13 protein-coding genes are annotated in these 14,219 nt (G+C 30.1%); 10 read left to right on the top strand and 3 right to left on the bottom strand.

From position 1 onward, the window contains the following. Positions 1 to 103: 103 nt before the first annotated feature. From CHRY9293_RS11945 to CHRY9293_RS11920, 6 genes are all read left to right on the top strand, one after another. Positions 104 to 1,834, top strand: coding sequence for a helix-turn-helix domain-containing protein (locus CHRY9293_RS11945; RefSeq protein ID WP_162033189.1), 1,731 nt, complete (start codon positions 104 to 106; stop codon positions 1,832 to 1,834). 136 nt (positions 1,835 to 1,970) lie between these two features. Continuing rightward, positions 1,971 to 2,123 carry a hypothetical protein gene (locus tag CHRY9293_RS11940; RefSeq protein WP_162033188.1) on the top strand — a complete coding sequence of 51 codons (153 nt, stop codon included), beginning with the start codon at positions 1,971 to 1,973 and terminating at the stop codon, positions 2,121 to 2,123. 9 nt (positions 2,124 to 2,132) lie between these two features. Further along, positions 2,133 to 4,310 (top strand): prolyl oligopeptidase family serine peptidase, encoded by a 2,178-nt coding sequence (locus CHRY9293_RS11935; RefSeq protein WP_162033187.1) that lies wholly within the window; start codon positions 2,133 to 2,135, stop codon positions 4,308 to 4,310. Between the two features lie 475 nt (positions 4,311 to 4,785). Further along, entirely contained in the window at positions 4,786 to 5,076 is a 291-nt protein-coding gene (locus tag CHRY9293_RS18725; protein WP_228455524.1) for a hypothetical protein, read from the top strand. A gap of 161 nt (positions 5,077 to 5,237) precedes the next feature. Then, positions 5,238 to 7,292 (top strand): lantibiotic dehydratase family protein, encoded by a 2,055-nt coding sequence (locus CHRY9293_RS11925; protein WP_162033186.1) that lies wholly within the window; start codon positions 5,238 to 5,240, stop codon positions 7,290 to 7,292. A 181-nt stretch (positions 7,293 to 7,473) separates the two neighbouring features. Next, positions 7,474 to 8,313, top strand: coding sequence for a thiopeptide-type bacteriocin biosynthesis protein (locus CHRY9293_RS11920; protein WP_228455523.1), 840 nt, complete (start codon positions 7,474 to 7,476; stop codon positions 8,311 to 8,313). 61 nt (positions 8,314 to 8,374) lie between these two features. Here the strand turns inward: CHRY9293_RS11920 and CHRY9293_RS11915 are convergent, their stop codons facing one another. Both CHRY9293_RS11915 and CHRY9293_RS11910 read right to left on the bottom strand, forming a co-directional pair. Beyond that, positions 8,375 to 9,829 (bottom strand): lipopolysaccharide biosynthesis protein, encoded by a 1,455-nt coding sequence (locus tag CHRY9293_RS11915; protein WP_162033184.1) that lies wholly within the window; start codon positions 9,827 to 9,829, stop codon positions 8,375 to 8,377. A 153-nt stretch (positions 9,830 to 9,982) separates the two neighbouring features. After that, a complete protein-coding gene (locus tag CHRY9293_RS11910) occupies positions 9,983 to 11,209 on the bottom strand; it encodes a MutS-related protein (protein WP_162033183.1) in 1,227 nt (408 codons plus the stop codon). A 207-nt stretch (positions 11,210 to 11,416) separates the two neighbouring features. On the opposite strand from CHRY9293_RS11910, the gene CHRY9293_RS11905 reads away from it, so the two are divergent. From CHRY9293_RS11905 to CHRY9293_RS11895, 3 genes are read left to right on the top strand one after another with little or no spacing between them, the layout of a single operon-like run. Further along, complete coding sequence (locus CHRY9293_RS11905) at positions 11,417 to 12,196, top strand: NUMOD4 domain-containing protein (protein ID WP_162033182.1); 780 nt, start codon at positions 11,417 to 11,419, stop codon at positions 12,194 to 12,196. Next, positions 12,193 to 12,375, top strand: a complete 183-nt coding sequence (locus CHRY9293_RS11900; RefSeq protein WP_162033181.1) for an NUMOD4 domain-containing protein — start codon at positions 12,193 to 12,195, stop codon at positions 12,373 to 12,375. The genes CHRY9293_RS11905 and CHRY9293_RS11900 overlap by 4 nt, the downstream gene beginning before the upstream one ends. Further along, complete coding sequence (locus tag CHRY9293_RS11895; protein ID WP_162033180.1) at positions 12,362 to 13,159, top strand: NUMOD4 domain-containing protein; 798 nt, start codon at positions 12,362 to 12,364, stop codon at positions 13,157 to 13,159. The genes CHRY9293_RS11900 and CHRY9293_RS11895 overlap by 14 nt, the downstream gene beginning before the upstream one ends. Positions 13,160 to 13,502: 343 nt before the next feature. On the opposite strand, the gene CHRY9293_RS11890 is transcribed toward CHRY9293_RS11895, so the two are convergent. Next, the gene (locus tag CHRY9293_RS11890) at positions 13,503 to 13,865 is read right to left on the bottom strand and encodes a phage integrase SAM-like domain-containing protein (RefSeq protein ID WP_238476826.1); all 363 of its coding nucleotides are present in this window, start codon (positions 13,863 to 13,865) and stop codon (positions 13,503 to 13,505) included. A gap of 96 nt (positions 13,866 to 13,961) precedes the next feature. On the opposite strand from CHRY9293_RS11890, the gene CHRY9293_RS11885 reads away from it, so the two are divergent. Further along, positions 13,962 to 14,219 (top strand): ISAon1 family transposase N-terminal region protein (locus CHRY9293_RS11885; protein ID WP_162033179.1); only part of this gene is annotated, 258 nt, incomplete at its 3' end.

Genomic DNA, 14,219 nt, shown 5'->3' with positions numbered 1-14,219 from the left:
CGCATACGCATTAAATTATTAATTTCCAGCAATCTGCTATCACAATTCATATAATTATTAAGATAGTATTTAAAATGCTTATTTTTGCACTTTGAAACACAATATGCAAAAGAAGTTCTTCTTTTATCTACTTATTTTTTGTCAAAATTTATATTTTTCACAAAGTATAAAGGGATTTCGTATCCCAGACTCCTTAAAACAAAAAAGTTTTGAGCAACTAGAAAAATCCTTTGAAAAACAACTTTATAACAATACAGATAAAGCAAAAATTTATGCTAATACAATTCTGTCAAAAGGGAAAAAAAATAAAAATGATGAAAAAATTGTTGATGGATATGAGTCAATATATAAAATAAGCAATAATAAGCAGGCCATTTCATTTATAGACAGTATGATTACTGTATCAAAAAAAATGCAAAAACCTGAATATTTGTCAAAAGCATATCGATATAAAGGGGTTTACTATTATTATGATGCAGATTATACTAAATCATTAGATAATTATTTAGTTGCTAAGGGGTATGCCGAAAAGGATAGTGAACTTTACCATAATATAAATTCCTGTATAGGTCTACTAAAGCTTGAATTGCAGAATTACCCAGAGGCTTTAAAACTTCTAATAGGATATAAAAATTATTTAGAAAAGAATAATCTTACAAATCAAATCAATTATGAGAAGTGCTTATATAATTTGTCTTATGCCTATCACGTAAGTAATAATTTAGATTCTTCAAATTACTATGTAAAACGAGGGTTTGAACAAAATTCAAAAAGTAAAGATCAAGATCTATATGCTTCTTTATCATTAGTTTCTGGCATCAACACTTTCAAACAAGGAAATTCCAAGCTTGCTTTACCAATCTTGGAAAAAGCATCCAAAATTTTCACTAAAAACCCTGACAATATTCAAAATGTAGCTCTAAGTGAGTACTATATAGGACAAATTTTATATCATAATAAGAATAAAAATTTTATAGATCGATTTGAAAAAGTAGATTCAATCATAATAGCAAGTAAAAATGTGTCCTATGAATTGCGAAATACTTATCCACTTTTAATTGATTATTATAAAAGAATAGGAAACAAAGAAAAACAATTATTTTACATTGAACACCTTTTATCTGTTGATAGTATCTTAAATAAAAATTACAGCTTTTTATCCACAGAAATCAATAAGAAATATGATACACCTCTTTTACTCAGTGAAAAGGAAAGCCTAATTGCGGATTTAAATTCTAAAAATTACACCTTATTCTGGTTGTTGGGTGTAGGTGGTTTGCTTATAACTAGTTTGATATTTTTACAAATAAAAAATAGGAAAAAAATAAAACTATATCAATTCAAAGCCAACTTATTAGCTAAACATCAAGATATAAAAGATGTTATATCAGAAGAAGTTGAGGTAACAGATAATAAAGCAACTTACCCTTCATTAAAACAAGAAACTGAAAAACCTAAGCTGTCAAATCTATCTAATAATAAAATTAAACAACTTAGAATACAATTAGAAGAATTCGAAAGAACCAAACGTTTCTTAGATAAAACAATCAATCTAGATTTATTATCAAAAGAACTTAATACAAACAGAGCCTATTTATCAAAATCAGTAAATGAGCTCAAAGGACAAAATTTCCCTCAATATCTTAATGAATTAAGAATTAATTATATTGATGAAGAACTAAAGAAGTATAAAAACTTACAGAAACATACGATTGCTGCTATTGCTGATAAAGCCGGCTATAATAATGTAGAATCTTTCACTAAGGCCTTTAAAAAAATGACAGATACTCTGCCATCTTACTTTATAAAAGCTTTAAAAGAGGAAAAGTTATGATTTTTTATCTAACGTATAATCAGTTAGTTAAATTTAAAATTATACGAAATTTATAAATTTCGGTATGTAGTTCTTGAATAATTATATATTAATTTCGTTGATTTGTAAAACAATTAAATAAAAACAACAAAGCAAGATGAAACAGAAAAAAGAAATCTCGAAAAAATTATCTTTAAAAAAATTACAACTAACTAAAATTAGCAATCCTAAATCAATTAGAGGTGGTAATGATGTGAATTATTTTAATGGAGATGATGAACCAACAGGTACTGGTAGAACAAGGAGATAAATCTACGTTATGATACATCGATTAATTTTCATATTTTTTATCCACATTGTTTTTGGCATGTTGAATGCCCAAAAAATAAATTTAGCTCCATCAAAGCCTGTTACTGAAGACTATTTTGGAATTAAGGTCGTGGATGAGTTCAGGAATTTTGAAAATTTAAAAGATCCTTCGGTCATTAACTGGATGCAATCACAAACCAATTATTCAGATTCAGTTCTTAATAAAATTCCTAACAAAGAATATTACGTTAATAAAAGAATCGAATTTGATCAGCGACAATCATTTTCCGTAGATAGAATTAATATTACGGAAAATGATTTTTGTTTTTATTTAAAGAAAAGAGCTGATGAAAATACAGCAAAATTATATTACAGAAAGGGATTTCAAGGCACAGAAACAGAAATTTTAAATCCCGAAAATTATAATCCTAAATCTGATAAAAAATATATAATTAATTATATTAAACCTAATTATGATGGCTCTAAGGTTGCTATTGCCTTAACTGAAAGCGGAAAAGAAATTTCTGAAATAATCATATATGATCTGGAATCTCATAAAATACTTCCAGATCTTGTTACAAATTGCTGGCCAACGAATGGTGGTGGTATTTCATGGCTTCCTGACAATAACAGCTTTATTTATCTTCAGTTTCCTGTAACAGATCCTAACTCAGATCTGTTTATGAAAAACATGCAGGCCGTTGTCTATAAAATAGGACAAAATCCGAAAGAACTGAATGTAATTTTATCAAAAAAAAATAATCCTAACTTAAAAATAAACCCTGAGGACTATCCTATAGTCAAACTACCTACAAAAGAAAGCCAATATTTATTTGGTTATATAGCAGGTGCTACAAATTTTAATGATACTTACTACCAACCAGCTAGTCTTATTAATAAACAAAATCAATGGAAGCTACTCTTTTCTAAAGAGGAAAAAATTGATGGATTTATTGTAAAAAATGACAGTATAATTTTTATATCAGAGAAAAATGGTGTCAATTCTATTTATTGTACATCATTGAAATCCCCAGATTTTAAAAATCCTAAACTAATAATTCCTAGCATCCCCAACGAAGTAATTAATGGACTTTATCAAATTAAAGACGGCTTTGTCTTTAGCAGTTCAAAAAATGGTGTGGAAGTTAAACTATACCTTTATCAAAATAATAAAATTGAAAACCTGATATTGCCATTTCCATCAGGTGATATTACCGTAACTACCCAAAATAATGAATCCAATGACTTCTGGATAAATTGCACAGGATGGAAGAATGATAATGAACGTTTTAAATTTGATTCAATAACAAAAAAATTTACTCATGAAAATTTAGCATCGATTGTAGAGTATCCTGAATTCAATGATATTATAGTAAAAGAAATAACTGTCAAATCTCATGACGGACTAGATATTCCACTTTCTTTAATATATAAAAAAGACCTCCCGAAAGATAAAAGAAATCCCCTTTTAATAGATACTTATGGTGCTTATGGAATCAATAACAGCCCATTTTTAGATATGACATTTATGCTTTGGGCATTAAAAGGTGGTATTGTTGCTATTGCTCATGTAAGAGGAGGCGCAGAAAAGGGCGAATCATGGCATTTAGGAGGCTTTAAAGATACTAAGCCCAATTCTTGGAAGGATTTAATATCATGTGCTGAATATATGATCCACGAAAACTATACATCTGCCGATAAAATAGCCATTTGGGGACAAAGTGCAGGAGGTATTACAGTAGGAAGAGCTATGACTGAAAGACCTGACCTATTTAAAGTTGCTATCATAACAGCAGGAATAGTAAATAGTTTGAGAATTGAGGCAATGCCAAACGGATTAAATAGTGTCAAAGAATTTGGTTCCAAAAATATTGAATCCGAGTTCAAGGCTCTATATGAAATGGACGCATATCATCATATTAAAAAAAACATAAAATATCCGGCAACCTTTATTACTACCGGCATCAACGACCCACGGGTAGCCCCTTGGATGCCTGTAAAATTTGCGGCAAAATTACAAACAGATAATACCGCAAATAATCCTATTTTACTTAAAGTTGATTATAAGGGTGGGCATGGTGGCCGAGATCTTCTTTTAAAGCAAAAATACTTAAACTTATCAGATGTTTTTGCCTTTGCCTTTTGGCAGCTTGGCCATCCTGATTACCAGCCCAAAAAGAAAAAATAAATGTCATGCTTTCCTTACCAGTTTTTTGATGAGTATGTAGTACGTATTCCTTTATTTTCATGCAAAAATTTTCAGAATCAATTTGATGAATATAATGAACCTATTTAAACTTATTTAGAAAAAGAGTTTCCAGAAAATTAGCAATTTAGAGTTGCAAAAAAAAAGAACTAAAATCTGGAACTCATAAGCAAAGATAAACTGGAAAAATGGATTTTACCTCATTTAAGCAGGGGCAAACGAGGATTTTCTACGAAATATGATTTAGGAAACATATTCAGACTCATTATCAAACGATTGAAAACGGGCTGTCAATGGCGGGAATTAAGTCTCAAAAGAATACTTTTCAAAAGAAACCATAAGTTGGCAATTAATTTATTATTACTTCAACAAATGGTGTAAGGATGGTTCTTTCAGACTAATCTGGATTTCTCTTCTGCGGAACCATAGAAGGAAACTGGATCTTTTTAGTGTTCAAATGGATGGAAGCCATACCCGTAGCAGAACAGGAGGAGAATCGGTAGGATATCAGGGAAGAAAATCATCTAGGACCAGTAATTGTATTTTTCTTTGTGATAATCAGGGACAAATGCTTTCAATGGGAAAGCCAATAAGCGGAGAGCATCATGACCTTTATGATATTGAAGAAACTTTGGAAGATATTCTTGGTCTGCTGAATGATACAGACATAGAGTGTAAGGGATTATTTCTCAATGCAGATTCTGGTTTTGACAGTAAAAACTTCAGGGATCTTCTGGATCAAAAATAAATAATCGGGAATATTAAAGAGAATCCTCGTAACGGGGGTGCCAAACATGAAAAATATTTTGATAACCAACTGTATAAGAGAAGATTCAAAATAGAAAAAGCAAATGCCTGGCTGGATAGTTTCAAAGCTTTATTAATAAGATTCGAGACTTTGAATGTGACATGGATAAATCTACATTATCTGGCTTTCTCCATTTTGTTCCTCCGGAAAATAAAAGTTTAAACAGGTTTAATATTTCTGATGAAGAACTGAAAGAAATCTGCACCAATCCCATATTTCAGGAAGCTATTTATTTAGCTTCACCGACTTTACATAAAGAGATTAATAAATGGATTAATTCAGAAAAACGGCTTTTAACAAAAGAGCATCAAAAACTAAAACAAACCATACTAAAATATTATAGCCGAATAAGTACACGATGTACTTCATTCGGTTTATTTTCATCTGTTGGGTTGGGGAACTTCAGTTTAGACATTCCCAACACTTTCAGTAACAAAACTGAAAATCATCAAGTCTCAACTGATAATCTCTTGCGGGATACCAAGCTGGATATGTATTTTCTTGTTTCCTTAGCCCAATATTTTGTACAACAACTGGAGGTAAGAAACAAGCTTTTATTTTACCCTAATAACAGTATTTATAAAGTAGGAAGCCGAATCCGCTACATAGAATACCAGTACAGCGGAGGAAAAAGAGAATATATCATTTCTTTAGCCCCACTTTCTGAGGAATTACAGCAGATATTGAATTTTTCAAAAGAAGGAAAAACGATACAGCAAATTGCAGAAATTTTGATTGATGAAGAAATCACAGAAGAAGAAGCTCTGGAATTTGTAGAAGAACTTATCGATAATCAGATATTGGTAAGCGAATTGGAACCTAATGTATTAGGAAACGATTTCTTGGATACTATTATTACTATTCTAGGTAAAAGGGAAATAAAAAAAGAGGCTGAAATTTTAATTTCGATAAAAAATAAACTGGATGAATTAGACCAAAATATTAGTAATCCAATCTCCAGGTATGCTGAAATTGAGGAATTAATAAAATCTTTTACAATAGAATACGAGCCGAAGTATCTTTTCCAAGCTGATCTTTATCATAAAGCTTTGTTTAATTTGCCATTTGAATGGAAAAGGCAATTAAAAAAGGGAATAAGCTTTTTGAACAAAATCACTTTGAGTCAAAGGGAAAGTGAGTTTTCAAAATTTAAAAAAGCGTTTAGCGAAATATTTGAAGAACAGGAATTACCATTGCTGTATATCCTGGATAATGAAGTAGATATTGGCTACAAACAAAATGTTTTATTAAAAGGTATTCATCCTTATTTAGACGACCTGATAATTCCGGCTTCGCAGAAAAATCAAAACAAGAATATTGAGCTTACTCCGGTTCATCAGATTCTTAATGAAAAGGTGCAGGAAGCTTTATTGGAGAATCAGTATACAATCAAATTAACAGACGAAGACTTTAAAGATTTTGAACAGAACTGGGATGATCTGCCCAATACGATTTCCATCATGACAGAACTCGTTTCGGATAATAACCAGGAAAAGTTATTCTTAAACAGTAGCACCGGAAGTAGTGCGGCTAATCTTCTGGGGCGATTTTGTTCAGAAAAATCGAAAGTTCGGAACCTCACAAAAGACATTACCAAAAAAGAGCAGGAACTCAATCCTGAAGAGATTTTGGCAGAAATTATCCATTTGCCGGAAGCAAGAATTGGAAATGTAATCAGAAGACCAACTTTACGACAATATGAAATCCCTTATTTGGCTCAATCTCTTTTGCCTGCCGAAAATCAAATTTCCGTAGAGGATTTGTATATTTCTTTAAAAAATAACAGAATTATATTACGTTCTAAGAAATTAAATAAAGAGGTCAAACCTTATTTAACCAACGCTCATAATTATTCTGCTAACTCTTTGCCTGTCTATCATTTCTTGTGTGATTTACATTCGCAAAACATAAGATCGCGACTCTATTTTAATTGGGGAGATTTAAAAAAGATATATCAATTCTTACCAAGGGTTGAATATCAAAATATCATTCTCTCAAAGGCTTGGTGGAAAATTTCAGAAAAGGGAATTATGCATGTTTTAATGTTAGCACAAAATGACATTATTAATAATAAGGAACAAATATTGGCAGAATTAAGAAATTGGAGAAATAAAAGACAAATTCCGCAATGGATACAATGGGTACAATCAGATTAATAAACTTACCATTAATCTTGAGAATTATGATTTGGTTCAACTATTTATTGATGCTTTGAAGAAAAAGAAATCAATCATGATTGAGGAGTTTATCTACAATGATAATAGTGATTTTATGCATCAATTTATTTTTTCAATGTACAATAAAGAAAAAGAAGAAAGAACCAAAAATTAAGATGTGATGATTGAAAGAAAATTTATTCCCGGAAGTGAATGGTTATATCTGAAGATTTACACAGGAGTAAAAACCTCAGATATTATCTTGGAAGAGGTAATTATACCCTTAATACAGTCTCTTCAAACAAAAAATTATATTTCAAAATGGTTCTTCATTCGCTATAATGATCCTAAATCCCATTTGAGAATAAGATTTAAATTGAAAAATTCGGAGAATTATAATAGAGTTTTTGAAAAAAACAATAATGCCCTACAAGAATATATAAGTAGTGGTGAGATTTCAAATGTTTTACTGGATACTTATAACAGAGAAGTTGAACGTTATGGGGTAAATACCATCAAAGATGCTGAAATATTATTCCACAAAAATAGTGAACTTACTTTACAATGTTTGGCATACAGTGATGAAGAAAAATTACTAGTTAGTCTTTTTTATATTGATGAAGTTTTAAGTAAACTCAATCTTTCAATTGAGAAAAAACTAAATTGGATTAAAGACTTTAATACGGCTTTTAAACAAGAATTTAATGCTGATAAAAAGCTCAACTCACAACTCGATAAAAAATATAGGAATTTTAAACTAAAATATTTAGATTTTATCCAATCAGAGGAATTTTCAGAGGAAAGGGATTTTATTACTTCCAATATTGAAGAAAGCAACTCGATCTTACAAGATATTATTTACCATGATGAAAACCAATCTTTGGGAATACCTTTGCAAAACTTTTTCCAAAGCATATTTCACATGAATATCAACAGAATTTTTGTTTCTAATCAACGTTTATTTGAATTGGTAATTTATGATTATTTAAACAGATACTATAAATCTGCTGTATTTGTATAATCTGCAATTTTTTTATAAATGATCTCTAAAAAATTTCAATTAGTAGTTTTCATTTTTGCCCTTATCTTTTTATATAATTTTTTATGTTAATAAAAAGTTTGCGCTCAAAAAATATAAATAATGTATATAACAGAAACAAAATATTCCCATAAATAATATTCCCTTTCAATAAGTAATAAGAAATATATGATACTACAATTCCTGAACATACATAAATAATGCATGTCTTTATTTCATATGGTATCGGATAATATTTTTGTCCTAAATAGTAAGAAACTATCATCATTATTAAGTATGAGGCACATGTAGCCCAAGCACTAGCCCAGTAACCATATGAAGGAATAAAAAAGTAATTAATACTTATTGTTACTATTGCCCCAATAATTGAAATATATGCACCAAATCTGGTTTTGTCAGAAAGTTTATACCAAATAGAAAGATTTAAGTATATACCTAAAAATACAGCTGCAACCAAAACAATTGGAACAATAGGTAAACCAACATAAAAAGAGGAGTTTCGTATATACTGTTCTGAAATCCAGTTGAGGTTAACACATAGTCCTAAAAATATCACACAGTTCACAATAATAAACCAAGTCATTAGTTTGGAGTACGTTTGACCAGAGTTCTCATTTTTCGCATGTGCAAAGAAAAAAGGTTCCACACCAAGCAGATACGCCTGTCTAAATAAAGTAATAAATGTTACTAACTTACATACAGTACCATAAATTGCCATTTGAATTACATTCTCTCCATTAGGTAAGAGGTATTTTAAAAACTGTCTATCCATTGTTTCATTAACAACCCCGGATAAACCAGCAAGCATTATAGGCCAGGAATAGGATAACATTTCTTTCCATAAATTAACATCAAAATCTTTTATATTTATCTTTTTAAACTCACCAAATAATAGAATTAAAGAAAATATACTGGCTATAAGGTTAGCTATAAAAACATAACCAATTCCGAACTTTTGGTCATATTGAAATCCAAATAGCCCATTAGAAAATTTTGGAAACAAAACAATGAAGAAAATAACAAATAAAAAATTTATAACTTCATTCACAGTTTTAACTAATGTATATTTTTTTGATCTTCCTTCTTTTCTAAGAATTACAAAAGGCATGGCACATATTCCATCTACACCCAATATAATTAGCATTATTACTAAAAAACTAACCTGATCCGGTGTTTTAAATGCTATTGCTAATGATTGTCTAAAAAATAAAGATATGATAATGAAAAATAACGAAGCTCCAATAACACTTAAGGAAGCTGTTGACATTAACTTTCCAGAGCTAATATCTTTTTGAGCAAAACGAAAAAAAGAGGTTTCCATTCCGTGTGTTAGCAAAACAATTATTATACCCGCCACAGAATAAAAATCAACAAATGGAGCTATCGCACTCGGGCCAAACCTTTGAGATATAAATGGAGATATAATAAATGGAAATAGCTTGACTAAAACTGTACTAAAACCATAAGTTGCGGTTTGATAAAATAATTTTTTAAACAATTTTTCTTCCTGTTTTTAATAAAAATACCTATTTAATTTACTGGACTTTCAATGAAATATTTTTACTAAAATAAAAAAATATTACTGGTCAGTTGAAATTTACTTAAATTAAATGCTAACCCCCTAAGATCGATAACATTTGATTATATGTATTCATTTTAAAAGTTCATTCAAGCCATATTGATAAAATAATAATTTTCCAATTTCAAGTTTAGACCAGCCCTCTTTTAACTTATAGGTAAATGACAGTTCATTATTTTCTAAAAAACATTCTAAATGAAGTAATAAAGCATTCTCATTTTCAGTTAAATGATCTTCGATTAGGTTTAAATGTGTAGAAAAAATAAAGAGAGAGTTTTTAAATTTTGATAAGCCATTTATTGTACTTACAGTAATCTGCGCAGCATCATTGATATTTGTACCGCTAAAAATCTCATCAAATACAACAAAACAGTTTTTAGATTTTAGTTCTAATAAAACACCTTTTACATTTATGATTTCCTGAGCAAAATGACTATAACCTTCTTTGAGGTTATCATTAACAGAAAAATAAAGGAAAATACTGTCATAAAAAGGGATATTACAGTATTCGGCCGGAACTGCAATTCCTAAATGAGCGAGTAGAACACTAATACTAATCGACTTCATTGTAGTAGGTTTCCCAGACATATTTGCTCCTGTGAAAATAACAATAGTTTTATTTTTTACATTTATAGTATTTTTAACGGCATTGTTAAGATCTAAATGGTAGAAATTTTCAATTGTAAAAATATTTTCAGAATTGAACTCAGGAAATATCAAATTGTTTAACTTAATTCCTTTCGCAATACTGGAATATACATCAAACATGTAAAAGAAATCCCAGAATAAGTCGAAATTGCCCTTATCAATTTCGGGTGCAATTTTGACTAAAATATTCTTTCTTTGCTTAAAATCAAGTTCTTTGTTATAAAACTCATTGATGGGCAGTGAATTGATGAACACAATCATTTTTTCAATCTCATAAGAATACTCTAGACAAGTTTCTTTCTTTTGGAAATTTCTTAATAATAATCCGAAATGATAAAAAAAGTCTATTAACAAAGAAATATTAGTATTTATTTCTTTAAAATATTCTCGGTATTTAATGCTTGTGAAATAATTGTATTGGCTGACATCAATTTCATCCAAAAATTTTTGAATTGCAGAAACTCTATTTTCCTTGATTTCATAGCTATTAATAATTTGAAAATTATCCAGGAACAGTTTTAGTTTTTGTTGGACATATAAGGTCTGTTTTTTGTTAAAGGATTTTTGATTGAAAAATGATATTAAATATTGCTTAGATTTTCTTGTCTGAGTGAAATTAAAATGGGTTATTATTTCAGCAATGTTTTCCATGATTCATGTAGTTGAATTTATATATGTAAAACTATGTAATTAAATCTCAAGCATGTTTAAAAAAATCCTAAAATTATATTAATGAGACACTTTTAGTTTCACTAGTGATTAATGGATCGGATATTTATTATTTGCTTACGATTTTATACTTTTTCTTTATTTTTATCCTACGAATAGCGTTAATTTTATGAATAAAGAGATGAATCCATGAAGCTACCTCCTGAATTAGAAGACCAATACGTAAAAGAAGTACTCTATAATAGATCTTTAGAAGATCTTCCAGACGAAGAATGGAGGCTGATTAAAGGTTTTGAGAATTATGCGATCTCTAACTATGGACGGGTGAAGAGCTTAGAACGTATATCTTTGTCATTATTCGGTAAAGAACGCTGGCTTCCGGAACTTATTAGGAAGCTGACTTTTGTAAAACAGTTTAATAACTATCTTCAAGCTGATGTTTTTAATGTTCATTGTGGATTTATATGGGATGGTCGTAAGTATACAAGATCAGTAGCACGTTTGGTATATTATCATTTTGTTGAAGAATTTGACATGAATAACCGTTTAATTGTTATTTCATGTAAAGATGAAAATAGCCTTCATATACATTGCAATAATCTAGAGAAAATTTCAGCCAGCGAAAAAAGACTAAAAACCTTTCGCCAAAATAGAACAAGGAATCTACATGTTGACTACCTACAGCCCATCAGCCAATACACTGCTGAAGGAGTTTTCATCGCTGATTTTAAAAGTATTTACGTCGCAGGAAAAAAATTAGGTATTGCCCCAGAAAGCATTTTGGATGTAGTTAATAAAAGATTTTTAACAGCAGGAACATTTCGATGGTTTTTGCAAAGTAATCCTCCTAAAAAAGAAGACTTTATCATCGCTACACCATCAGATATTTCAGCTGACTCATTTAATCAGTTTCTTTGGGAGAAGCTGGGTAAACCTTTAATTGACAAAGATACCCTCCTCCATGCATGAATCTGTCACTTGAAGATCTTCCCGGAGAATCCTGGATTCCAATACCAATCCAAAGTTTTGAAAATCGTTTTATGATTTCTAACAAAGGCAGAGTAAAACGGTTAAAAGGCTGGACTTCAAAAGGAAGAAAAATATTTTTGAAAGAACAGATATTATCCCAGTTTCATGATACGCAATAGCGATACAACGTATTCCTTATATTGCAGATTAAATAATGAAGGTAAAGAAGTCCTGCCTGTAATGAGCAAATTACTTTATTATTGTTTTGTAGAAAAGTTTGATCTTAAAAACAGAAGACTTGCTGTGGTGAATGAGAGTAATCCGCAATGGGATATAGACCTGTCAAAACTTTCATTATGTCCCGTTTCTTATGTTCTTCGAGAGAGAAATAAAGATTTTGGTGTGATTAAGGTGAGAACAATATTTAATTCCAAAAAAGTATTTAACGATTCGCTTTGGAAACAGCTAGGTAAGCCACAAATTAATAAGAAGAATCCACCTGCTATTTTCAATTTATCGATAAAAGACTTGCCGGATCAACAATGGAAACCATTACCCGGCTTTGAAGGGAAATATGTAATTTCAAATAAAGGAAGAATAAAACGATTAAGTGACTGGAGCGCGGGGTATCAATTTTTCGGAGAAGAACAGATTATCTCACTCAACGTAATAAAGAAAGATAAATCCGGTTACCTTTATTTTAAGTTGCACCCAAAGGAAGATACAAACCCCAAAATGCTTTTACGGCTGCTTTACTATTGCTTTGTCGAACAATTTGATCTTAATGATAGAACATTGCGGATAATTAATGAAAATGAGCCTCTCTGGGATATAGATCTGTCAAAGTTATCATTACGCCCTATTGCGGATACATTTAATAAAACGATAATTAAAAAGTGGAATAGAAAAATTTCACAAAATCTTTCTGATCTGACAGATGAGCTAATATTACATAGAAAGTAAAGCAGTAGATAAGATGCATTCCAGAATTGTTCAAACCTTGCTTCATACAATTATTGGAGCAAAAAGCTTGCAATTGTGAGTTCGATCAAGTTGTAATCTTAAAAATCTCAGTAGTTATTCCTTAAAATACAGTGGAAATTATTATATTTGACATACAAAACGAATTATAAACCTACATTTTCAAAGTGAGTAATTCGGTGAGTAGCCTGAGACTCAGCTTAAAAAAATGTTGACAAATAAAGAGGTTTAAAGAGACGGTTCGAATCCCTCCAATGTCCCTCCTTTCTTACATCGAGTTCATGCTAAAAAAAATGCTGTCAATAATGACAGCAGTAATTTGCTATTAAAATATCGGCTTAGTATCTATTTTTATCATATTACTGATTTTAGTTGTATGTGTTGTACAGTATAATATCTTCCAGCCTTTATTATTGAAATTTTTAGAAGAAATAGCTGACATCTCAGATTCATTAAGAAAGACTCTTGTTACTTCCTTAATTTTAGAGTGATAGTTTACAAACGGATCTTTTTGAATCCATCCATTAGCGATACAAATTCTGATAACCTTTCCTAAATTCCTGATATATTTTACTGCTGAATTGTTATTGCATAGTCTTTCTGTTCGCAGGAACAGTTCAAAATCATTAAGAAAAGCATAATCAATTTTTTGAATATCAATATCCGAAATTTTATATTTCCAGCGTATAAACTCTTTAGTATGGCTCAGGCAGGTTTTATAACGGGTTAAAGTGGCTCAGGCGCAAAAGTTGGGGGGAATTTTTAATACTGCTATCTTTGCTTTATGATAACTGATCAGGAACTTCTTAAATTATTACTTCCAGAATTTTTGGTAGAACACTTTGATATAATAAAAGCCGAAACATTACAAACAGAGCTTCATATTTATTTTGAAGAAAAAGCTCTTATCCCTAAAGAATATTCTGCTCGACTTTTAGAATCTAAAGGCTTTGTTCCAGAAATTACTGTGGATGATTATCCTTTACGGGGGAAAATCGTAAAACTTCATATTAAAAGAAGAAGATGGACAGATAAAAGCTCA

It is taken from the genome of Chryseobacterium potabilaquae (assembly GCF_902728265.1).
GTDB classification, from domain to species: domain Bacteria; phylum Bacteroidota; class Bacteroidia; order Flavobacteriales; family Weeksellaceae; genus Chryseobacterium; species Chryseobacterium potabilaquae.
The sequence above is the reverse complement of the archived record's forward strand: the minus strand, read 5'-3'. Positions and strand labels throughout refer to the sequence as shown.